Origin of the sequence: Massilia scottii (assembly GCF_030846495.1) — a bacterium.
In the GTDB taxonomy this organism is placed as follows: domain Bacteria; phylum Pseudomonadota; class Gammaproteobacteria; order Burkholderiales; family Burkholderiaceae_D; genus Telluria_A; species Telluria_A violaceinigra.
Map to the genome: position 1 here is coordinate 210,161 of NZ_JAVCWM010000002.1, position 21,015 is coordinate 231,175.

At 62.4% G+C, this 21,015-nt stretch carries 20 protein-coding genes; 13 read left to right on the forward strand and 7 right to left on the reverse strand.

The annotated features are described in order from the left end of the window. Positions 1-174, reverse strand: a complete 174-nt coding sequence (locus tag RBA41_RS03230; protein WP_306620970.1) for a hypothetical protein — start codon at positions 172-174, stop codon at positions 1-3. Continuing rightward, positions 171-644, reverse strand: coding sequence for a zinc-binding dehydrogenase (locus RBA41_RS03235; RefSeq protein ID WP_306620972.1), 474 nt, complete (start codon positions 642-644; stop codon positions 171-173). Before RBA41_RS03235 ends, RBA41_RS03230 begins: the two co-directional genes overlap by 4 nt. Positions 645-743: 99 nt before the next feature. On the opposite strand from RBA41_RS03235, the gene RBA41_RS03240 reads away from it, so the two are divergent. Then, positions 744-1,823, forward strand: coding sequence for a hypothetical protein (locus RBA41_RS03240; protein ID WP_306620974.1), 1,080 nt, complete (start codon positions 744-746; stop codon positions 1,821-1,823). 507 nt (positions 1,824-2,330) lie between these two features. Here RBA41_RS03240 and RBA41_RS03245 read toward each other — a convergent pair. Then, positions 2,331-7,967: a DUF3320 domain-containing protein gene (locus RBA41_RS03245; RefSeq protein WP_306620976.1), complete on the reverse strand. Its 5,637-nt coding sequence runs from the start codon at positions 7,965-7,967 to the stop codon at positions 2,331-2,333. A 3-nt stretch (positions 7,968-7,970) separates the two neighbouring features. Next, positions 7,971-8,819 (reverse strand): posphoenolpyruvate synthetase regulatory kinase/phosphorylase PpsR, encoded by an 849-nt coding sequence (gene ppsR, locus RBA41_RS03250; RefSeq protein WP_099878219.1) that lies wholly within the window; start codon positions 8,817-8,819, stop codon positions 7,971-7,973. 179 nt (positions 8,820-8,998) lie between these two features. Between ppsR and ppsA the strand changes: the two genes are divergently transcribed. The 4 genes from ppsA (at position 8,999) to RBA41_RS03270 (ending at position 13,831) form a co-directional block, all read left to right on the forward strand. Further along, positions 8,999-11,431, forward strand: a complete 2,433-nt coding sequence (gene ppsA / locus RBA41_RS03255) for a phosphoenolpyruvate synthase (protein ID WP_306620979.1) — start codon at positions 8,999-9,001, stop codon at positions 11,429-11,431. A gap of 229 nt (positions 11,432-11,660) precedes the next feature. Continuing rightward, positions 11,661-12,083, forward strand: a complete 423-nt coding sequence (locus tag RBA41_RS03260; protein WP_306620981.1) for an NfeD family protein — start codon at positions 11,661-11,663, stop codon at positions 12,081-12,083. Positions 12,084-12,127: 44 nt separating this feature from the next. Beyond that, a complete protein-coding gene (locus tag RBA41_RS03265) occupies positions 12,128-13,027 on the forward strand; it encodes an SPFH domain-containing protein (RefSeq protein ID WP_374709474.1) in 900 nt (299 codons plus the stop codon). Between the two features lie 9 nt (positions 13,028-13,036). Further along, a complete protein-coding gene (locus tag RBA41_RS03270; protein ID WP_306620986.1) occupies positions 13,037-13,831 on the forward strand; it encodes an SDR family oxidoreductase in 795 nt (264 codons plus the stop codon). Positions 13,832-14,014: 183 nt separating this feature from the next. On the opposite strand, the gene RBA41_RS03275 is transcribed toward RBA41_RS03270, so the two are convergent. Then, complete coding sequence (locus tag RBA41_RS03275; protein ID WP_306620988.1) at positions 14,015-14,209, reverse strand: hypothetical protein; 195 nt, start codon at positions 14,207-14,209, stop codon at positions 14,015-14,017. 84 nt (positions 14,210-14,293) lie between these two features. Here RBA41_RS03275 and RBA41_RS03280 point away from each other — a divergent pair, with 84 nt between their 5' ends. Together RBA41_RS03280 and RBA41_RS03285 are read left to right on the forward strand one after the other, a co-directional pair. Beyond that, positions 14,294-14,551, forward strand: a complete 258-nt coding sequence (locus RBA41_RS03280; protein ID WP_306620990.1) for a hypothetical protein — start codon at positions 14,294-14,296, stop codon at positions 14,549-14,551. A gap of 28 nt (positions 14,552-14,579) precedes the next feature. Beyond that, a complete protein-coding gene (locus tag RBA41_RS03285) occupies positions 14,580-14,924 on the forward strand; it encodes a CPBP family glutamic-type intramembrane protease (protein ID WP_306620992.1) in 345 nt (114 codons plus the stop codon). A 55-nt stretch (positions 14,925-14,979) separates the two neighbouring features. On the opposite strand, the gene RBA41_RS03290 is transcribed toward RBA41_RS03285, so the two are convergent. Then, positions 14,980-15,582 (reverse strand): hypothetical protein, encoded by a 603-nt coding sequence (locus RBA41_RS03290; protein WP_306620994.1) that lies wholly within the window; start codon positions 15,580-15,582, stop codon positions 14,980-14,982. A 222-nt stretch (positions 15,583-15,804) separates the two neighbouring features. Here RBA41_RS03290 and lepB point away from each other — a divergent pair, with 222 nt between their 5' ends. The 6 genes from lepB (at position 15,805) to RBA41_RS03320 (ending at position 20,452) form a co-directional block, all read left to right on the forward strand. Further along, entirely contained in the window at positions 15,805-16,437 is a 633-nt protein-coding gene (gene lepB, locus RBA41_RS03295) for a signal peptidase I (RefSeq protein WP_306620997.1), read from the forward strand. 295 nt (positions 16,438-16,732) lie between these two features. Beyond that, a complete protein-coding gene (locus RBA41_RS03300; RefSeq protein ID WP_306620999.1) occupies positions 16,733-17,344 on the forward strand; it encodes a Fes1 domain-containing protein in 612 nt (203 codons plus the stop codon). Beyond that, the gene (locus RBA41_RS03305) at positions 17,302-18,042 is read left to right on the forward strand and encodes a phospholipase C/P1 nuclease family protein (protein ID WP_306621001.1); all 741 of its coding nucleotides are present in this window, start codon (positions 17,302-17,304) and stop codon (positions 18,040-18,042) included. Before RBA41_RS03300 ends, RBA41_RS03305 begins: the two co-directional genes overlap by 43 nt. Beyond that, entirely contained in the window at positions 18,039-18,326 is a 288-nt protein-coding gene (locus RBA41_RS03310; protein ID WP_306621003.1) for a hypothetical protein, read from the forward strand. Before RBA41_RS03305 ends, RBA41_RS03310 begins: the two co-directional genes overlap by 4 nt. Before the next feature lie 101 nt (positions 18,327-18,427). After that, positions 18,428-19,153 (forward strand): DsbC family protein, encoded by a 726-nt coding sequence (locus tag RBA41_RS03315; protein ID WP_306621005.1) that lies wholly within the window; start codon positions 18,428-18,430, stop codon positions 19,151-19,153. A 102-nt stretch (positions 19,154-19,255) separates the two neighbouring features. Beyond that, entirely contained in the window at positions 19,256-20,452 is a 1,197-nt protein-coding gene (locus RBA41_RS03320; protein ID WP_306621007.1) for a multidrug effflux MFS transporter, read from the forward strand. A gap of 61 nt (positions 20,453-20,513) precedes the next feature. Here the strand turns inward: RBA41_RS03320 and smpB are convergent, their stop codons facing one another. Next, the gene (gene smpB / locus RBA41_RS03325; protein WP_306621009.1) at positions 20,514-20,963 is read right to left on the reverse strand and encodes an SsrA-binding protein SmpB; all 450 of its coding nucleotides are present in this window, start codon (positions 20,961-20,963) and stop codon (positions 20,514-20,516) included. Positions 20,964-21,015: the final 52 nt, after the last annotated feature.

A 21,015-nucleotide genomic window follows, 5' to 3' on the forward strand; every position in this document is an offset into this window, starting at 1 on the left:
TTACACCGGCAACTGTTGCATATCGATGACAAAACGGTAGCGCACATCGCTCTTGACGACGCGCTCGAAAGCATCGTTGATCATCCCGATATCAATGATTTCGATGTCCGTGGTGATATTGTGCTTGCCGCAGAAATCGAGCATTTCCTGGGTTTCCTTGATCGAGCCGATCATCGAGCCAGCCAGCGTGCGGCGTGTGCCATCATGTTGAATGCGTTGACCGGCGCTGTGGCCGCATCGGGTACCCCCATCAGCGTCATGGGGCCGTCGATTTTCAGCAGCCGGATGTAATCGTTCCAGTCGACCGCCGCACCGACGGTATTGATGATCAGGTCGAACTGGCCGGCCAGCCTGGTAAAGCTTTCCTTGTCGTTGGCCGCGTAATTGCTGGCGGCACCGAAACGTAAGCCATCTTCTTTCTTGGAGAGGGACTGGCTCAGCACTGTCACCGCGGCGCCCAGCGCATGGGCGATCTTCCCGCATCTGGATGGGTGTGTCGCGATGCGACTTGTAAAAATATCGTGATTCAACGCAGCGTAGAAGCGTGGTCCAACGCTCGGCAGACAATGGACCGGGAATGCACCAGTGCCGAGGCCGTATCGTCGAGCAATACTTTGCTTGTCAGATTTCGATACATTTTCCATCGTACTGGTAACGCTACCCCGTCATCCGCATCATGAACATTCTCATCAACTGGTGCCGGCAAAATTGCCGCCACTGCTCAGCCAGAAAGTTCAATTTCAATGCGCCATCGTCGTTATTTCTGGATAGCTGTCGTGTTAACGCTGGGCGGCTGTACAAGTCCTGGCTCTTCACGGAAAGATGTTGCAGTGGCCCAGGCACAGCACGACAGCTTCACCAATCTGTGCTCGGAATCTGCGCATGAATCGATCAAGCGATTTCCGCGCATCGTAAAACAGATCTATTTGTCGGAAAGTTCAAAAGTATATGGGGCATATGGCTTCGAGCTATTCTTTGGTGTAACCCGAGCACGCCGGTGGGCCTTTGCCGATTTGCTCGACGGTCCGGCCCCCGCCGACCGGGTCGACACTCCCGGCGCTTACGAAGTGCGCTATACCTATCTTCCAGTCACATCGAACGTGGCCGGGGAAACGCTGCAATTCCATGGAGTGCGCCAGGAAATCATCGAGCTAAGCACAAGGGAGGTGATTGCGGAGAGGGAAAACTACATATGGGGCAAGGACTTCAACCGATCCAGCACGTGCATAGATTCCTCGTGGGTCTCGGGGAGCGACAATTTCGTGAACCGGGTCCTTGGCGATCGATACCGCGATGAGAGTTCGCATGTGCATACTCCAGAAAAATATATTAAGGCCCTCGTTCTTGGCTCCGTGCCGGTGGACGTGAAACTTCTGGACGTTCCCAGTCAATCGACACTTCCGCCGGGGTCTGTGTTCGATTACAACGACCGAAAAGTCACGTTACCCAATGGAAGTAACTTTCGGATGCCCACGTATGGTAATGGAGAACCCTTGCCTGGTATTGCCACGCTGGTGGACGGGTCTGACTATGTGTTCGTGCTATTACCCGCGGGGCATTCGCGGAATTGGCCGCTTCGCCAGGTCTTGCTGTATCGCCGTGACAAGTCGGGTCAGCCAATCGAAAAAGTGTACGTGCAGCTCCCAAGGTTCGTCGACTGGTCAAACGGATGGGGCATGCGGCAGCAGGACATTTCTATGGAAAAAGGAACCCTGCGAATCAGCGTTTATGGCATGAAAAAGAGGGCTGGGGATTTTTCAGACCAAAGCAACGACGGACGTTACACAATGCGATATGACTTTGTTGCTCAGCTCTCGAAATGATCGCAAGCGCTCGCAATTTCAATTTTTTCGATGGCGTTCAAAGTTTGGTCACTTTATCGATTTAATTTCCTCGACTGCCAAGGTCATGTGGGGTCGAATGGGGCTTGCAACTGGACTGACGCCAGTTCTACTGAGAGGAACTAGCGTTCCCCTCAGGACGTGCGGAGCGTATGCGTAAGCCGCAATAGCATTGCAGGGAGAGCGGTAATCGGTCGATGAAGATCAAACCCGCGCCGAGGCCGGTTCCAAAATAGCGTAGTCTCGCGAAATATAGAACTTCAAAGTACCCCAGAACGCCGACAGCGCTCGGACACGGGAGAATAGCAGGCGCTTTCCCTTTCCCGCCGCGGCAATGCAAATGGCGCGACTGACAACGCCCCGTCCTAGACAATAGATATTCGGCGCGAGGACGAATTGCAGCGGGGGTTACGATGAACACCAAACCGATGTGGGAATACAGTGGCCAAGATGCGAGGCTGGTCGCTTATGCGCCTCGCCACTGAACCGTTATTTCCCATGGTCGGCCAGCACCAGCACCGGCCCGCTCGCCACCAGCACCATTTCACGCACCATCAGGTTCAGGCGCATCTGCACCGCATCCCGCAGCGGTCCCTGGATCGGTTTGAAACCGAACATCTTCAGCACCGCCTGCACGATCTCTTCCTGGCTGGCGCCGAAGTGGCGTTCCACCACCTGGATGATGGCCACCTCGATTTCCTTGGGCGGCAGCATGTCGGCGCGGCGCAGGCCTTCCGACTCCACAAACGTGCGGTCGCGCACCGTGACCGGGCTGCCCGGCTTCCACACAAAGCCGTTCAGGCGCCCCACCAGGCCGCTGGCGACGGCCGCATCGACCGCTTTCTCGGTCGCCGCTTCCATGCGCGAGCCGACCCGCTGCAAGCCCCAGGCCTTGCGCAGCCGGACCACGATTTCGTCGAGATGGACCGGGCCCTCGATGTAGACAATCTGCTCGACCAGATCGACCAGCACCTCCAGCGGGGCTTCGTGCAGTTCGTAGTCGCCGCCTGGCCGCACCATGCTCGCTTCCACGTAGCGGTTGCGCCGCTGCGGCGTTTCCTCCACCGGGACGATCGCCACTTCCGTCACGATCTCGCGCTCGATCCGCACGCTTTGCGGCGGCGGCGCCTGGTGCAGCTTTTTACTCTCCTCGGCGCGCGCGTCAAGCGTCTTGCGCGCCTCATGGATGGCGGCGATCACGCGCGCAAGCTGCTCCTGCGGACGCTGGAACCAGTCGGTGCTCCAGATACGGTGGATGATCCAGCCATGGTCTTCCAGCACCGCCTGGCGCAGCCGGTCGCGGTCGCGCGCGGAACTCGACGAGTGATACGCCGCGCCGTCGCATTCGATGCCGAGCAGGTAGCGCCCCGGGCGGTCCGGGTCGGGAATGGCCAGGTCGATGAAGAAGCCGGCGATGCCGACCTGCGGATGGACCTCGAAGCCGCGTTCCTTGATGGCGGCCGCCACGTCGACCTCGAACATGCTGTCGTAATCGCGCCCGCTCCTGCCAGCCACGCCGAGCTGCCCGGTGCGCGCGTAGCGCAGGAACAGCTTGAACGCCTGCACGCCCTTGCCCTTGCCGCGTTCGAGGTCGATGTCTTCGTCGGTGATCGACGAGAACACTTCGCAGCGGCGCTTGGCGCGGCTGATCAGCACATTCAAGCGCCGCTCGCCGCCTTCCGCGCTCAACGGCCCGAAACGCATGTTGACCTGGCCGCTGGCGTTGCGCCCGTAGCCGACCGAAATGAGGATCACATCGCGTTCGTCGCCCTGCACGTTTTCGAGGTTCTTCACAAAAAACGGCTCGCTCGGATGCGACTGGAAAAATCCTTCGGCCTGCTGGTTGGCGCGCCGCAGCAGCTCCAGCTGGTCTTCGATGGCCTTGCGCTGCACCACCGAGAAGGTGGCCACGCCCAGCGAATGCTGCGGCGTTTGCAGCGCGTGGCGCATGATGGCCTCGGCCACCGCCTTCGCTTCGGGCACATTGGTGCCCGTGTTGCCGGAGTCGAAAACGCCGTCGGCGACATGCGTGAAGCGCAGGCCCATGCCCGCTTCCTGCGTGTAGGGGCTGGGCACGATGAACAGCTTGTTCTCGTAGAACTGGCTGTTCGATACCGCGATCAGCGACTGGTGGCGGCTGCGGTAGTGCCAGCGCAGCATGCGCTGCGGCAGGCCGCGTGCGGTAAACAGGCCCAGGATGCTTTCGATGTCGGCCACCTGCGCTTCGCCGCCGTCGGTGTCGGTCTCGTCGCCGGCGTCGCTGGTCATCTTGGCGAAGAAGCGGGTCGGCGGCAGCTGGCGTTCGTCGCCCACCACCACCACCTGGCGGCAGCGTGCGATCGCGCCGAGCGCGTCGACCGGCTGGATCTGGCTGGCCTCGTCCATCACCAGCAGGTCGAACGTGAGCTGGCCGGGCGGCAGGAACTGCGCCACCGACAAGGGGCTCATCATCAGCACCGGTTTCAAGGCCTGGATCGCCGGCGCCGCCTTGAGCATCAGCTGGCGGATCGGCATGTGGCCGCGCCGGCGCGCCATTTCGCCGCGCAGCACGCCCAGCGGGCCGATGGCGCCGCCGCCTTGCGGAATGCGCTTGAAGTGGGCGCGCGCCACTTCGATGCTGGCCGCGGCGATGCGCTGCAGGTCCAGGTCCGCGAACTGGCGCACTTCGCTGTCGTGTACCTGGCCGTCAAAGGTGGCCAGGGCCGGTTCGGCGCGCACCTGGGCCGCATACAGCGCCTCGAAATAGCTCATGTTGAAGCACGCCGGCGCGGCGCCGGCGGCCATGCGGCCGCTTTCCATCTCGTCGACGAAGCGGGCCATGCCCATCAGACGCGCCTTGCCGCTGCGCTCGCGCCAGGTGACCCAGCGCGACAACTGTTCGGCGTGCGTGATCCATTGGCCGAAGTGCACCAATATGTCGGCAATCGGTACCTGGGCGATGCTGTCGGCGCCGAACAGCGCATGGGCGTCGGTGCACAGGGTCTCGAACAAGCCTGCCAGCTCGTTGTTCCAGGCGATACAGGTCTGTTCCAGCACGTGGGCCCGCTGCAGCGGCAGGCCACGCTCGTCGTGGCGCGCCACCATCGCCGGCAAGGCCGGATTGGCGGCGATCCACTGCGCCGCGCCGACCAGGAAGGGCCAGTCCGAGGCCGCCCCTTGCCAGTGCGCGCCGAAGGCTTGCTCGCCCAGCACGCGCGCGCCGTCGATGCTGGCCGACAGGCGCTGCGCGGTGCTCAAGGCGTCGAGCACCGGCAGCAGGTCCGACAGGCGCGCCGGCCGGAACGCCAGTGCGCTGCGCACCGTGCCCAGGGCGCCGTCGATGGTGGCGACAAAGGTGCCCACCGCCGACAGGTCGGCATGTTCGACCGTCAGGATGTCGGGGAACATGTCGCGGATCGCCGCGCCGCAGTCGTTCCAGCAGTCGCGCAGCAGGGTCAATGTGTTGTCGAGCGAGCGCTGGACGTGGTCCACGCGCTCGCCGAGGGCAGGGCGGTCTGTCACGCTGGCGGCGATCAGGCGCGGTTCCGGACCCATGCCGCGCAGGGTGCGCATCCACGCCACCAGGGCGCGCAGCGGTACCGGCGACGAGCGCTCGGCGCGCCAGTCGGCGCCGAATGCGGCGCGCCCTAGCTGGTCGTTCTCGCGCAGAAAACGCATGGTCTGCTGGCCGGCGGACAGGCGGTCCAGAATGTCGATCTGGCTGGCCAGCTCGATGTCGGGCACGCGCAGCACCGATTTGACCAGCCCATTGGCGCGGCGCCAGTCGTCGCGCAGGAAGCGCAGCATGCTGCTGCCGTGGATGGCCAGTACCTGGCGCACGCCGGTCAGGTCGGTCTCCCAGGCGTAGTCGAGGACCTTGTTCTGCAGGTAGCCACGCGCTTCCTGCAGCGACGCCACTGCTTCCGCCAGGTCGGCGGCCTGCTCGATGCCATGATCCCAGACGCTGGCGGCCAGCACCTCGGGGCTGACATCCGGCGCGCAAGCGATGCGCTGGCCGAGTATGAGGGCCTTGCCGATGTCGGCCAGGGTGCCGGTACGCGCGGACGCGCCCAGGTGCTGGCGCAGGCGTTCGGTATCCTGCAGCAGCGCCGGCAACTGGCCTGCCAGGCGCGCGATGCGGCCGAAAGCGTCGTCGCTCATCCCGGCTGGCAGGGGGCGCAGCGCGAGACGCGCCGGTTTCAGGTCCATCGTCCAGGCGGCGGGGGAGACTTTGCCTTCCAAAAAAGTGACCAGCTGAGCGTACTGCGCACCCAGTTCCACCAGGTTGGCCAGCTCCTCGCGCTGCGTGCGCCATACCGGCGACGAGAGGGCCTGGCGCGACAGGCGCGGCGCACTGGCCACCCGTTCGGCCATATCGGCGATGCGGGCAAAATCGTCGCAGCTGTCCGGCGGACCCATGTCGAGCGAGGCGGCAAGCCCGGTCTGGCTGGCCGCCAGTTCCGACAAGCCGGTGCTCGATTGCGTGATGCGCTGGCCCAGGCGCTCCATTTCGGTGGGCGAGATATTCGTCATGCGCACGCCGCGCCATGGGTGCTGCGACGGCAGGCCCATGTCGGCCAGGCGCTGCGCCAGTTCGCTCACCAGCTGGTAGCGCTGCGCGCGTTCGTCCGGGGTCCAGCTTTCCGGCTGGTCGAACGCATCCTGCAGCGGGGCGATGCGCTGGCGCTGCAATTCGGTGATATGGCCGATCACCTGGTAGGGCGTCAGGCGCGCCACCGGGTGCGCCGCGTGCATGCGGTCCGCATGGCCGTTGAGGGTATCGCGCGCCAGCTGCAGGCGCGCGTTGAGCGTGGCGGGCAGTTCGCCGCGCGGCGCGCCCAGGTCGGCGGTGCGGCGCAGTTCCTCCAGCAGCACGCGCTTGTTGGCCTTGTTGCTGTGCAGTTCAAGGCAGGCGTCGCCCACCCCGGCATGATCGAGGCGGCGCTTGACGACGTCCAGCGCGGCCATTTTTTCGGCCACGAACAGCACGCTCTTGCCGTCGGCGACGGCCGAGGCGATGATGTTGGCGATGGTTTGCGACTTGCCGGTGCCGGGCGGGCCCTGGATCACCAGATTGCGCCCGCTGCGCACATCGTGCACGGCCAGCGCCTGCGAACTGTCGCAGTCGACGATGTGCAGCAGGTCCGCTGGCGCGATCACGGCATCGATCGGGGTGCCGTCCGGGATCGTCAAGGCGTTGCTGGTAAATCCGTCCGAGAGCAGGCCGCGCATCAGCGGCTGGCCGAGCAAGCCTTCCTGCACCGGCCACACGGCCGGATCGAGATCGCGGTACATCAGGAATTTGGCGAACGAGAAAAAGCCCAGCACGACATCGTCGGCGAGGACGCGCCAGTCTTCCTTGGATGCGACGGCGCGCGCGACCTCGCCGATGTAGGCGGCCGGATCGAAGTCGTCACCGGCCTCGAACGGCGGCAGGGTGATGCCGTGCACGCGGCTGAGGAACGCTTCGAGCGAGAGGTTGGCCGACAGTTCTTCCTGGCGCCAGCGCAGCTTGAACTGTTCGGCGGCATTGCCGCGCTGGAGACTGACCGGGATCAGGATCAGCGGCGCGTAGCGGATATTCCTGGCGTTGGCCGGGTCGATCCATTTCAGGGTGCCGAGCGTGAGAAACAGGATGTTGACGCCCTGTTCTTCCTCCAGCGTGCGGGCGTCGTTGCACAGGTCGAGCAGGCGCTTTTGCAGGCCTTTCGAGGTGAGCTTCGTTTGCAGCTTGGTGTCGTTATGGCGCAGCATGACGCCGCGCTCGTCGACGGCGTCGTCGGGCTGCGCCAGTTCGTCGAGCACGTCGGCATCCTCGTCCAGCCCGGCCGTGGTGCCGGGGTAGGCTGTGCTACGACCGGGCAAAAAGGTGAGCGAGCGGTTTTCCGTCACCAGCATGCGGAAAATGTCGCTGGAACGCTCGTCGGTCACGTCGATGATGCGGGTCGCCTTGGCCGAGCGCGGAATGTTCAGCAGCCGGTTGCGCGCCGACAGGTCGAGCAGTTCCATGCGCGCGCGTTCCAGCTTGTCGTGCGCGCTGAGGTTGCCGTCAAGGAACTCCGAGAGTTTTTCCGGCGCCGCGTCAGGCGCTGCCCCGTCAGGTTTTTTGGTCAACAGATCGGTCTTCTTGTTCTCAGCTTCACTCATGAATTAATACTCGCGCCGATCCGGTTTGATTTCCTGCAAAATGGTGGTGGCGATTTCTTCGATGGACTTGGTGGTCGACGACAGCCAGCGGATGCCTTCGCGCTTCATCATCAGCTCGGCCTCGTTGACTTCGTAGCGGCAATTTTCGATGGAGGCGTACTTGCTGCCGGCGCGTCGCTCATGGCGGATTTCCGACAGGCGCTCCGGCGTGATGGACAGGCCGAAAATCTTGTCGCGGAACGGCGGCAGCGACGACGGCAACTTGCCGCGTTCGAAATCGTCGGGAATGAGCGGGTAGTTGGCGGCTTTAATGCCGTACTGCATCGCCAGATACAAGCTGGTCGGCGTCTTGCCCGAGCGCGACACACCCACCAGGATCACATCGGCCGAGGCCAGGTTCTTGTGCGACTGGCCGTCGTCATGCGCCAGCGAGAAATTAATCGCCTCGATGCGGTTCTTGTACTCCTGGCTGTCGACAATATTGTGCGAGCGGCCGATGGTATGGGTCGACTTGACGCCCAGCTCCTGTTCCAGTGGAGCAACAAAAGTCTGGATCAAGTCCATGTGCATGCCGCGCGACTGGCGGATCACGTTCGACAGGTCGGGCTTGACCAGGGTCGAAAACACGATCGGACGCTGGCCGTCGGTGGTGAGCGCTTCGTTGATCTTGCGCGCCGCGTCGTAAGCCTTGTCGAGCGTATCGATGAAGGGCAAACGTACCTGGCGGAAACGCATCTCGAACTGGGTGAGGACGGCGTGGCCGAATGTCTCTGCGGTAATACCTGTGCCATCGGAAACGAAAAAAACCGTACGGGCGGAGGTCGGCAGGGGTGGGCGTGGTTCTGTGGTCATATTTGTCGTGTCGGCTTCCTGTGCTGCCATTGTTTCAAGTTGTGCGCTGTAAATTCGCGGCGCAGGCTGTAAAATGCTCTGCAACGCATCAATTGTGCGGCACGACCCAAAGAATAACAAGAAAACATAGTCAGCCCCGCCTAGCGAACAGATTTCTACTATCAGTAAGGGTGTTTGTTATGACCAACTTGTCTACCGCAGCATTGAAGGAACCGGATCGCACCGGCGTGTACGTCGCATCGTTCGAGACATTGCGCATGACGGATGTGGAATCCGTCGGCGGAAAAAATGCCTCCCTGGGCGAAATGATCAGCCAACTGGCTGGCGCCGGCGTACGCGTGCCGGGCGGCTTCGCCACCACGGCCGACGCCTTCCGCGACTTCCTCGCGCATGGCATCGACGGCGGCCCGTCCCTGGGCGACCGCATCGCGACCCGCCTTGAAGGCCTGAACATCGACGACGTGCGTTCGCTCGCCGTGGCCGGCGCCGAAATCCGCAAGTGGATCGTCGAAACGCCGTTCCAGGCCCGCCTGGAAGAAGAAATCCGCACCTTCTACGCGCGCCTGGTGGCCGATTCCGAAGTCGAAATGTCGTTCGCCGTGCGTTCGTCCGCCACCGCGGAAGATCTGCCCGACGCCTCGTTCGCGGGCCAGCAGGAGAGCTTCCTGAACGTGGTCGGCATCGACAACGTGCTCGAAGCGATGAAGCACGTGTTCGCGTCGCTGTACAACGACCGCGCCATCTCGTACCGCGTGCACAAGGGCTTCACCCACGCCGAAGTGGCCCTGTCGGCCGGCGTGCAGCGCATGGTGCGCTCGGACCTGGGCGCCGCCGGCGTGATGTTCACCATCGATACCGAATCCGGCTTCAAGGACGTGGTGTTCGTCACCTCCAGCTATGGCCTGGGCGAGACGGTGGTGCAGGGCGCGGTCAATCCCGACGAATTCTATGTGCACAAGCCGATGCTGGAGCAGGGCAAGTCGCCAGTCATTCGCCGCAATATCGGTTCCAAGCTGCTGAAGATGGAATTCACCAACGAGGCCAAAGCCGGCCGCTCGGTCAAGACCGTCGACGTGCCGATCGAAATGCGCAACCGCTATTCGCTGGGCGACGCCGAAGTGGTGGAATTGGCCAAGTACGCCGTCATCATCGAAAACCACTACGGCCGTCCGATGGACATCGAGTGGGGCAAGGATGGCCGCGACGGCAAGTTGTACATCCTGCAGGCGCGTCCCGAGACCGTCAAGTCGCAGCAAAAACCGACCGACGCGCAGCAGCGCTTCAAGCTCAAAGGCAGCGGCACGGTGCTGGCGCAGGGCCGCGCCATCGGCCAGAAGATCGGCGCGGGCCGCGTGCGCGTGATTCACGATCCGTCCGAAATGGAACGCGTGCAGCCGGGCGACGTGCTGGTGGCCGACATGACCGACCCTAACTGGGAACCGGTGATGAAGCGCGCTTCCGCCATTGTGACCAACCGCGGCGGCCGTACCTGCCACGCGGCGATCATCGCGCGCGAACTGGGCGTGCCGGCCGTTGTGGGTTGCGGCGACGCCACCGAGACGCTCAAAGACGGCATGCTGGTCACCGTGTCCTGCGCCGAAGGCGACGAGGGCATGATCTACGACGGCTTGCTGGAAACGGAAGTGTCGGAAGTGGCGCGCGGCGAACTGCCGCCGATCGCCACCAAGATCATGATGAACGTCGGGAACCCGCAGCTGGCGTTCGACTTCCAGTCGATCCCGAACGGCGGCGTTGGTTTGGCGCGCCTGGAGTTCATCATCAATAACAATATTGGTGTGCACCCGAAAGCGATTCTCGAGTATCCGAACATCGATGCCGATCTGAAGAAAGCAGTGGAGTCGGTCGCGCGCGGCCATGCCTCGCCGAAGGCCTTCTACGTCGACAAGCTGGCCGAAGGCATTGCCACGATCGCCGCGGCGTTCTGGCCGAAGCCGGTGATCGTGCGCCTGTCCGACTTCAAGTCGAACGAGTACAAGAAGCTGATTGGCGGTTCGCGTTACGAGCCGGATGAAGAAAACCCGATGCTGGGTTTCCGCGGCGCGGCGCGCTACCTGTCGCCCGATTTCGCCGAGTCGTTCGAGATGGAATGCGCCGCCATGAAGCGCGTGCGCAACGACATGGGCCTGACCAACGTCGAGATCATGGTGCCGTTCGTGCGTACGCTCGGCCAGGCTGAAAAAGTGGTCAACCTGCTGGCCAAGAATGGCCTCAAGCGCGGCGAGAATGGCCTGCGCCTGATCATGATGTGCGAAGTGCCGTCGAATGCGATCCTGGCCAACGAATTCCTGCAGCACTTCGATGGTTTCTCGATCGGTTCCAACGATCTGACCCAGCTGACCCTGGGGCTGGACCGCGATTCGGGCATGGCATTGCTGGCAGCCGATTTCGACGAGCGCGATCCGGCCGTCAAGGCGCTGCTGTCGATGGCAATCAAGGCGTGCCGCGATCAGGGCAAGTACATCGGCATTTGCGGCCAGGGGCCATCGGACCACCCGGATTTCGCGGCGTGGCTGATGGGCGAGGGCATCGAGTCGATGTCGCTCAATCCTGATTCGGTGATCGATACCTGGCAGAAGCTGGCCGCGCTCTAAAACCGGTCTTCATACGCAAAACCGCCGTTCCCGCCGTTGGCGGGAGCGGCGGTTTTGCATTTGCGCGCCATCATTCAGTAGTTGACTCTTCCCCAAAACCCGCTAGACTAGGCGCATTAAAGTTAATCCAACAAGACCATTATAAATACCGACTTTCTAACAAATTCTCACCCTCGTCGTCCATCCCGGGCCACGGGGGTTTTTGCTTTTTATAACCTGGAGGAGTGTCATGGCTGACTGGACGTGGTGGCTGGCGCTGGCTGGCGCATTGGTAATTTTTGAACTTTTCACGGGCACCTTTTACCTCTTGATGATCGCCGTCGGGGTGGCGTGCGGCGCCATCGCGGCGCTGATGGGCTACGGCGCATCGGGCCAGCTCCTGACCGCGGCCGTCGTCGGCGTGATCGCCACCGGGCTGCTGCACCGCAGCCGCTTCGGCGCGCCTGGGCGCCAGAACACCGCGCGCGATCCGAACGTGAACATGGACATCGGCCAGAGCGTCAACGTCGACACCTGGAGCGAAGGCAAGGCGCGCGTCATGTACCGCGGCGCGCCGTGGGATGTGGAACTCGGCCCCGGCGCACTGGCCGAAGCGGGCAGTTTCCGGATCGTCGAAGTGCAGGGCAGCCGCCTGATCGTCTCCAACAACTAGTTAACAACAACTGAAAGAGGTAGGCTATGGAAGTTTTCGGAATCATGACAATTGTCCTCTTCATCGTGGCGCTGGTGTTCGTCTTCAAGACCATCAACGTGGTGCCGCAGCAGCACGCATGGGTGGTCGAACGGCTGGGCAAATACCATGCGACGCTGGCTCCGGGCCTGAACATCGTGGTGCCGTTCATCGACCGCATCGCGTACAAGCACATTCTCAAGGAAATCCCGCTCGACGTGCCGCCGCAGGTCTGTATCACGCGCGACAACACGCAGCTGCAGGTGGACGGCATCCTGTACTTCCAGATCACCGATCCGATGCGCGCTTCGTACGGCTCCTCGAACTACCTGGCGGCCATCACGCAACTGGCGCAGACCACCCTGCGCTCGGTGATCGGCAAGATGGAACTCGATAAAACCTTCGAAGAGCGCGATCACATCAACATCACCATCGTCAACGCCATCGACGAATCGGCCGCCAACTGGGGCGTGAAGGTTTTGCGCTACGAGATCAAGGACCTGACGCCCCCGGCGGAAATCCTGCACTCGATGCAGGCCCAGATTACCGCCGAACGCGAAAAGCGCGCCCTGATCGCCGCCTCCGAAGGGCGCAAGCAGGAGCAGATCAACATCGCCACCGGCGAACGTGAAGCGGCGATCGCCCGCTCCGAAGGCGAGAAGCAGGCCTCGATCAACCGCGCCGAAGGCCAGGCCAAGGCCATCGTGGCGCTGGCCGAAGCGAACGCCGAAGCGTTGCGCCAGATCGGCGCCGCCATCCGCGAGCCGGGCGGGCAGGAGGCAGTCAACCTGAAAGTCGCGGAGCAGTACGTGGATGCGTTCTCGGAACTGGCCAAGACCAACAATTCGATCATCGTGCCGGCCAACCTGGGCGAGCTGAGCGGCTTGATCGCCAGCGCCATGCAGATCGTCAAAACCCAGAAGTAAGGAGCGGCCATGCGCGTCATCGTCATCACCGGGAGTTCGGACGGCATCGGAGCCGAAGTGGCGCGCCAGCTGGCGGCGCGCGGAGGCGCCGGCGTGGCGCTGGTGCTGGCGGCCCGCAACGGCGCCATGCTCGAGGCGGTGGCCGGGCAATGCCAGTCGCTTGGCGCGCAGACGCTGTGCGTGCCGACCGATGTATCGGTGCAGGCCGAGTGCATCGCGCTCATTGGCGCGGCGGTGGCGCGCTTCGGCCGCATCGATGCCCTGATCAACAATGCGGGACGCTCGGCGCACGCCTTGTTCGAGGATGTGCAGGACCTGGGCTGGTACGAGGACCTGATGCGCGTGAACCTGTGGGGCAGCGTGTGGTGCACGCACGCGGCCCTGGCGCACCTGAAGGCGACGCGCGGCAGCATCGTGGCGGTATCGTCGCTGTCAGGGCTGGTCGGGGTTCCGGGGCGCACGGCGTATGCGGCGACCAAGTTCGCCATGGCCGGTTTTTTCGAATCCTTGCGCGCCGAATTGAAAGGCGCGGGAGTGAGCGTGACGACCGCGTATCCGGGCGTGGTGATCACGCAGATCCGCCATCGCGGCTACAACGCGGCGGGCCAGCAGCTGGGCAAGAGCAGTCTGAATGAAGAAGGCGCGATGTCGGTGGAGGAGTGCGCCCGCCTGATCGTCGACGGCATGGAGCGGCGCAAGCGCGAGGTCGTGATGACCGCCAAGGGCAAGGTCGGGCGTTTTCTCAAGCTGGTTGCGCCGGGGATAATTGAGAAGCTGGCGCTGGCTGCGGTGAAGGAGCCGTAGCCGGTCAGCGGCATGGCGACCGGAATTGCTTTCTTGGTTGGAAGGTGATTCGTGTGCTATTACATGAACAGTATTTTTCTACTCATATGTTCTGCAATGGCCGCTTCGCATTGACGTTTACGTCAACGATGTAAACGAAAATTCGCGCGTGCTGCGCGAATTTTGGAATCGTAGCGCGAGCGATCATGCCCCCAAGTTGCCTCCATTCACGGCAGTCATCTCGGCCGTCATATCGACGCCGTTACCGGGGCCTGAACTCATCAAGTACGCGGCATAGCTTCCGACGCCCTCGTAGATCATGGTTGCTACAAATCGTACCGCAGCTTTACGAAAGCCCCCGGATACCGCTTCAATTTCGCTTGCGCTCATCTCTTCCATTGCTAGCTCCTTAAGTTGCTTATCGGGCGATAAGAACCTGTACTCTAGGTTTGGAAGAGCCGAGCAGTATTGATGTGGGAAATCATGTTGCTTAATAAACCGTATTGGGGGGCGATGTTGACCATTATTTTGATGGCGATCAAAGGTGGAATTGGTTTATGGAAATGCCGTATGGCATTCGCACGCTCTAAATGCGACGATACGTCACGTCACTTACTCAAAGGTAACCATGTCGTCCATTTCTATAGCCCCAGAGTCCAGGAGCTGCGGCCTATGGCAGACCTGCTTGCTGAGCTATTCGACAGCACTGGTTCTTTCTTTTTGCTTATCGGTCGCAACTGATTCGATCGCCTTACAATTCGACGTCGTCATGTCTGATCCACCGCCGCGGTCGGCGACATTGGGCGAATTTTTTGGCACCATTATTTTTGCCCCAGTCCTTGAGTCACTCTTGCTTGGGCTGACTATTAAGGGCCTTTCCAGATATGTCAATCGGCCATGTCTGATCGCTGGCACATGCGCGCTGATTTTTGGTGCTTTACATGGGCTTTTCGCCTTATCGTGGTTTTTTGGGACGGTCTGCTCATTTTTTGCTTTCTCGTACGCCTATCTTTACTGGAGCGGCCGATCACTCCGTAAAGCGTACGTGGCGGCATGCGTGCCCCATATGCTGATCAACCTTACCGCGATGACCTTGATTTTCTTCGGAAATTAATGCGGTCAACTGTCGTGCAGCGGGCAAGAACAAGGTTCGGTGCTCCAAGATGATTTTATCCGCAGGCGCGGGCGACGCCGCGCTCGGCGTCGGCAATGGCTGCATTGCGATTTTCGTCCGCCAAATAATGGCGCTCCCCCTTTTTGTCGATCTGGACGACGCGCCCATCGCGGCGGACAAGCGTCAGTTGCTGGCGTGCGTTGGTGCATTCAATCGCCTTGTTGCTTGCCCGAATCTTCGCATTCTCGGCGTCGACCTTTTCCGCAGCGAGCTTGTGCTGATTGTCGCTTTTGGCCGGCGCGCCAGGCGCGGCTTTCGGTACGGGCGCGGACTTGGCCGTCACCGCCGGTGCGCTCGGCGGCGCGGCCTGCGCCAGCGGCGGCAGCGACGCACCCGGCTTGCGGGCCGGGTCCCAGTTGGCGCCCGGACGGTCATCCGCGTATTTCTCCCGTTGTTGCTCCTGTTGCCTTTCCAGCTTGCTCTTCGCGTTGCGTTCGGCCAGTGTCGGCATCTTCTGCGAGCGCGCGCCAGGCAGATCGCACGGCGCGTTCTGGAAGGTGTAGTGGCCGTTGGCCCCCTTGCATTTGTTCAGGCCCGCGTGAGCGCCGGTGCTGAGGGTTGCGAGGATAAGCGCGAGGTAAAGCGGACGTGTTTGCATGCTGATGAGGATATTCTTTTGAAGTAATAGGGCAGACCCGGGCAGGCCGGGCGTCGCGTGGATTTTGGCAGTAATACAATTTTTTCGCAAGCAACATTGTTCAAGTATTCAAGCGCAGCTCCCGGTTAAGCATCGCTAAAGATCGTCCGCGTATAACTTTGTTCACCATTAACAGAGGAGGGCGGTATGAAAAAGCTGGTGCGCGAGAATAAGGGGTATTTGATGTTTCTGTTGTTATTCGGTGTCTTCCGAACCGCCATCGCGGACTGGAATCCGATTCCATCGGGGTCGATGCGCCCGAACCTGCTCGAAGGCGATGTCGTCTTCGTCAACCGCCTTGCGTACAACGTCAAGATCCCGTTGACCGATGTGGTGCTGGCGCGCGTGGGCGAGCCCCGGCGTGGCGACGTGGTGACCTTTTCGTCGCCCACCGACGGCACCCGCCTGATCAAGCGGCTGGTGGCGCTGCCCGGCGACATCGTCGAAATGCGCGACGAACAGCTGATCATCAACGGCCGGAGCGCCAGCTACGCCGCGGCCGGCACGGCCATGGAGCCGCTCGCCGACACGGCCCCCATCGCCGCCCGGCGCATCGACGAAACTTTCGACGGCCACCGCCGCCGCATTCAGGTCATCCCGGAACTGATGGCGTTGCGCAACTTCGGGCCGGTGACCGTGCCCAGGGATCAGTTCATGATGCTGGGCGATAACCGCGACCGCAGCGCCGATTCGCGCATGGTCGGCATGGTGCCGCGCCATCTGCTGATCGGGCGCGCCGAGCGCATCCTGGCGTCGGCTGACATCGACGGCAACTGGATGCCGCGCATGGAACGCTTCGGCATGAAGATGCCGTAGAGCGCAGTCCACCCGCTCATTCCGCTTCGCCCGCTTCCCCTCCGGCCGCCGCTGTTGTAGTTGTAATACATCGGGGCCGGTATCCTCTATTCGTATTCAATCGGTAACTCCGTCTGATGCATCGTAGCAGTCCCGATGCGCGGACGGACGACTCACCTTTTCCTTCCCTGCGTAACGGAGGCCGGCCACTCATGGCCCGGCCGCACCTTTTACGATAAAAACAGGGAGACAACATGGTTCTGAACGAGCGCTGGCGGCCGCTTTTCCCGTGGCGGCGAGCGCCGGCAACACCGGCGTGGCATTTGTGCATGGCACCGGTAACCACCCCGACGCCACCAACGACTACTGGACCCGCGAGATGATCGACGCGGTGCGCAAGGGCTTGCCCAATCCCGCGCTGTATGTGGTCGTGGCCTGCGACTTTTCCAAGTACGCGTGGGCGCCGGAAGCGAGCGGTTGCCTCGGCAAGCAACTGAGCGCCTTCATCGCCGCCAATAACATCACCGACATGGTGGTCGAGACCCATTCCCACGGCGGCAACATGATGCGCTGGCTGATGTCGAACCCGACCCAGGACAGCCGCTTCCCCGGCATCATCAAGACCATCCGCTGGGTCAACGCGCTGGCGCCGTCGTCGCTGGGCACCCCGCTGGCCGACGCCACCATCAGCGGCAACGTCTTCGAGTCCTCGCTGGGCTGGCTGATGGGCCAGAAGTCGGACGCGGTGCGCATGCAGCAGGTCAGCTGGATGGCGAACTACAACGCCACCTGGATGTACGGCACGGCCGGACGCCCGGCCCTGCCCAAGAACTTCTATGCGGTGGCCGGCACCGACATTTCCAGAGCCATACCCATGGCGCTGACGTGCATGGCAACGACTTCGGCGGCTACAACTACCAGAAGATGAACAATGCCGGCGATATCGATACGCTGGCGGCGACCTGGCTGGTCAACGACTACCTCGACGACGGACCCGGCAACATGGGTGGCTGGTTCGGCGACGCGTCCAAGTACAACAGCTATGGCATCACCGAAGCGCGCTACCGCCAGGGCAGCTACTCGACGCGCGCCATGTACGAGGATTACCAGGCGTTCCCGTTCCAGCCGATCGACAATCTGGGCCAGTATTTCTTCAGCCGCTTCCTGCAGGCGCCATCGGCCCAGACCCTCGGCTTCGTGCTGCACACCACCGACCTGCTGCAGCCGCACCACACCTTCGGCACGCTGGCGAACAACCACTCGGGCTGGGAAAACTGGGTCACCGACTACTACAGCAGCGAAAAGCTGAACGACCCGGCGCTGGTGCTGGCCGCGCTGGCGGACTTCACCCCGCTGGCGGCCAATGCCACCGACATCCGCGCCATGCTGACCCAGGGCGGCACCTACTCGTACAAGTTCGGCGGCGCGGTGCTCTCGTCGAGCGACCATGCGCTGCGCCGCGGCGTCGCCAAAAAAATGGTGCCGCATTCGATCGCGCTGGTGGTGCGCCTGCTCGACCGCGCCGCCGGACGCATGGCCATCCAGATCGGCTTTGCCGGCACCGGCGCAGCGCCGGTGCCATGCACCCGCTTACAAAACAAAGAAGAAATGAAGAATCTGGAATGAAGAACTTAACGACACTCCCGTGGCTGTCCGTGCTGCTGCTCGGCTCTGCCAGCGCGCTGGCGGCGCCAACGTGGGACAGCTACGTCAAGGAGAGCTGCCAGGGCAACGGCACGCGCCAGTGGTCGGCCAATGGCCTGGCGCATATCGGCATGTTGCCCGATTTTATCGCCGACCTGCGCACGCAGGGCTTGCGCCAGCCGGACCTGGCGCCGCTGATGAATTCGGCTGAGAGCGATATCCGCATGTGGGAGCAAGCGGTTGCCAAGAGCACGTCGGTGCCCTAAGCTACCGTCAATGCACCGGCGCAGCGCCGCGACGCCGCCTTTGGCCGGCGTTGCGGCGATGCGCTTTTCCTACCGATCCGCCACCTGATGTCTGGAGCACCATGTTCATTCAATTAAGCCTGCCGGCGGCCTTGCTCGGCCTGGCCCTGGGCGGTTCCGCCCATGCGGCCGCACCCGCCAAGCCTTACGCCGATGTCGAGAAGGCCATCGCCCCCTTGCTGGGCACTGTTCCGATCGAGAGAATTTCACCTAGTAAATTCGGCAGCCTGCTGGAAGTGGTGACGCCCCGGGGCCTGATCTATACCGACAAAACCGGCTCCTTCGTACTCTTCGACGTGACCGCGATCGATACCCGCACCCAGGAAAACCTGACCGAACAGCGCAACAACGAACTGGGCAAGTTCGAGTTTGCCGATCTGCCGTTGAAAGACGCGATCAAGACCGTGCGCGGCGATGGCTCGCGCGTGATCGCCACCTTCGAGGATCCGAATTGCGGCTACTGCCGCAAGCTCATCGGCGAGCTGAAAAAGGTGGACAATCTGACCGTCTACACTTTTTTGGTGCCGATCATGGCGGCCGACTCGGCCACTAAATCGGCGGCGATTCTGTGCTCGCCCGATCCGGCCAAGACCTGGGTCTCGCACATGACCGACAACAGCCCGCTGCCGGCCGCCACCGACTGCGCCACGCCGCTCGAACGCAACGCCGCCCTGTACCGCAAGCTGCGCCTGAACGGCACGCCGGCCATCCTGTTCCAGTCCAATACCAGGACCCCGGGCTATATTCCCGCCGAGCGCATCGAAGCGCGCCTGGCAGGAGGCAAGTAGCAATCGCCGCCGGGCCCGGTGACGTTTCCAAAATGCCGGTAAAATTGCGGGCTCGGTTGCCCGCACTGTCGCGGTGCCGTTTTTGAATAAGGCACGTCTGGCATGCAGCGAATGTTAACAGTCATTTTGGCTTGTATCGGGATGGTGGGCGCGCTCGCGATCGACACCTATCTGCCATCCATCCCGGCAATCGGACGGGAATTCGCGGTCGGTCCGCTGGCGGTGCAGCAAACGCTCAGCGTGTTCCTGTTTACCTTTGCGTTCATGATGCTGTTTTACGGCACGCTGTCCGATTCGTTCGGGCGCCGCCCGGTGATCCTGATTTCGCTGGCGGTGTACACGCTGGCCTCGCTCGGGGCCGCGTTCGCGCCCAGCTTCGGCGTGCTGCTCGCTTGCCGCGCGTTGCAGGGGCTGGCGGCGGGCGCCGGCCCGGTGATCGGCCAGGCCATCGTGCAAGACCGCTTTTCGCACGACCAGGCTCATGCGCAGCGCATCATGTCGCACATCATGATGGTGTTCGGGCTGGCCCCGGCCATCGCGCCGGTGCTGGGCGGCTATCTGCACGTGCATTTCGGCTGGCGCTCGACGTTCGTGTTCCTGGCCGTGTTCGGCGTGCTGATGCTGCTGCTGGTGTACCGCGGCTTGCCGGAGAGCTTGCCGAAGACGCAGCGCCATGCCTTTCATGGCGTCGAGATTGCGAAAAACTATCTCAAGGTGCTGCGCCACCCGCAGTTTTTGCTGCTGTCGCTCGCTGTCGGGCTGGCGTTCAGCGGCTTGTCGCTGTACATCGGCGCGGCTGCCAATTTCATCATGGATATCCTGCACCTGCCGGAAACCGCGTTTGCGTGGCTGTTCATTCCCATGATCGGCGGCATGGTGATCGGCTCGGCCTGGGGCGGCAAGGCGACGGCGCGCATCGCACCGGCCAGCATGATGTGGCTGGGATTCGGCATCATGGGGGCGGGCAGCGTGATCAGCATTGCCTACAACGTCATGTTCGTGGCGGCGGTGCCGTGGGCGGTGCTGCCGCTGGCGGTGTACACCTTCGGCCTGGCGGTGGCGATGCCGGCGCTTCAGGTTGGCGCCTTGTCGCTGTTTCCGGACAATCGCGGGCTGGCCTCGTCGATGATGTCGTTTATCCAGATGACGGCGTTTGCGCTGGTGTCGGGCATGCTGGCGCCGCTGCTGTTCGACAGCGCGCTGAAACTGGCGTGCGGGGTGGGCGGCTCGCTGGTGCTGAGCTTCCTGTGCTGGCGCCTGAGCCTGATGATGGCGCGGCCTGCGGTGCAGGTGGCGTGACCTGCGTCGCTGCTGCCAATGGCAGCAGCGACGGTGTTGCGGACGCCAGGCCTGGACGGATTTAGCGGCTGTGCGTCTTCATCGCCGCGGCAACTTCACGCTTGCCGTCGCGTTCTTTCTCGGTGGCGCGCTTGTCGTGCTGCTTCTTGCCCTTGGCAAGTCCGATCTCGCACTTCACCCGTCCACCCTTGTAGTGCAGGTTGAGCGGCACCAGGGTGTAGCCCGAACGCTCGACCTTGCCGATCAGCTTGTCGACTTCGGCGCGGTGCAGCAGCAGCTTGCGCGTGCGTACCGCTTCCGGGTGGGTGAATGAGGATGCGGTCGACAGCGCGCTGATGTGCGCGCCGAACAGGAACAGCTCGTCCCCGCGCACGACCACGTACGCCTCCTTGATCTGGACGCGCGAATCGCGAATCGCCTTGACTTCCCATCCTTCGAGCACGATACCGGCTTCGTACCGGTCCTCGATGAAGTAGTCGTGGAATGCTTTTTTATTGTCAACAATACTCATGAAATGGCTAAAACGCGCGGTTCGGTTAAACTACTGATGCAAGATACCCAAC

What these genes read in the sequence shown, in the direction of transcription:
- RBA41_RS03230 (WP_306620970.1), bottom strand. Translation starts at nt 174, where the DNA reads ATGATCGGCTCGATCAAGGAAACCCAGGAAATGCTCGATTTCTGCGGC.
- RBA41_RS03235 (WP_306620972.1), bottom strand. Translation starts at nt 644, where the DNA reads ATGGAAAATGTATCGAAATCTGACAAGCAAAGTATTGCTCGACGATAC.
- RBA41_RS03240 (WP_306620974.1), top strand. Translation starts at nt 744, where the DNA reads ATGCGCCATCGTCGTTATTTCTGGATAGCTGTCGTGTTAACGCTGGGC.
- RBA41_RS03245 (WP_306620976.1), bottom strand. Translation starts at nt 7,967, where the DNA reads ATGAGTGAAGCTGAGAACAAGAAGACCGATCTGTTGACCAAAAAACCT.
- ppsR (WP_099878219.1), bottom strand. Translation starts at nt 8,819, where the DNA reads ATGACCACAGAACCACGCCCACCCCTGCCGACCTCCGCCCGTACGGTT.
- ppsA (WP_306620979.1), top strand. Translation starts at nt 8,999, where the DNA reads ATGACCAACTTGTCTACCGCAGCATTGAAGGAACCGGATCGCACCGGC.
- RBA41_RS03260 (WP_306620981.1), top strand. Translation starts at nt 11,661, where the DNA reads ATGGCTGACTGGACGTGGTGGCTGGCGCTGGCTGGCGCATTGGTAATT.
- RBA41_RS03265 (WP_374709474.1), top strand. Translation starts at nt 12,128, where the DNA reads ATGACAATTGTCCTCTTCATCGTGGCGCTGGTGTTCGTCTTCAAGACC.
- RBA41_RS03270 (WP_306620986.1), top strand. Translation starts at nt 13,037, where the DNA reads ATGCGCGTCATCGTCATCACCGGGAGTTCGGACGGCATCGGAGCCGAA.
- RBA41_RS03275 (WP_306620988.1), bottom strand. Translation starts at nt 14,209, where the DNA reads ATGGAAGAGATGAGCGCAAGCGAAATTGAAGCGGTATCCGGGGGCTTT.
- RBA41_RS03280 (WP_306620990.1), top strand. Translation starts at nt 14,294, where the DNA reads ATGTTGCTTAATAAACCGTATTGGGGGGCGATGTTGACCATTATTTTG.
- RBA41_RS03285 (WP_306620992.1), top strand. Translation starts at nt 14,580, where the DNA reads ATGTCTGATCCACCGCCGCGGTCGGCGACATTGGGCGAATTTTTTGGC.
- RBA41_RS03290 (WP_306620994.1), bottom strand. Translation starts at nt 15,582, where the DNA reads ATGCAAACACGTCCGCTTTACCTCGCGCTTATCCTCGCAACCCTCAGC.
- lepB (WP_306620997.1), top strand. Translation starts at nt 15,805, where the DNA reads ATGTTTCTGTTGTTATTCGGTGTCTTCCGAACCGCCATCGCGGACTGG.
- RBA41_RS03310 (WP_306621003.1), top strand. Translation starts at nt 18,039, where the DNA reads ATGAAGAACTTAACGACACTCCCGTGGCTGTCCGTGCTGCTGCTCGGC.
- RBA41_RS03315 (WP_306621005.1), top strand. Translation starts at nt 18,428, where the DNA reads ATGTTCATTCAATTAAGCCTGCCGGCGGCCTTGCTCGGCCTGGCCCTG.
- RBA41_RS03320 (WP_306621007.1), top strand. Translation starts at nt 19,256, where the DNA reads ATGCAGCGAATGTTAACAGTCATTTTGGCTTGTATCGGGATGGTGGGC.
- smpB (WP_306621009.1), bottom strand. Translation starts at nt 20,963, where the DNA reads ATGAGTATTGTTGACAATAAAAAAGCATTCCACGACTACTTCATCGAG.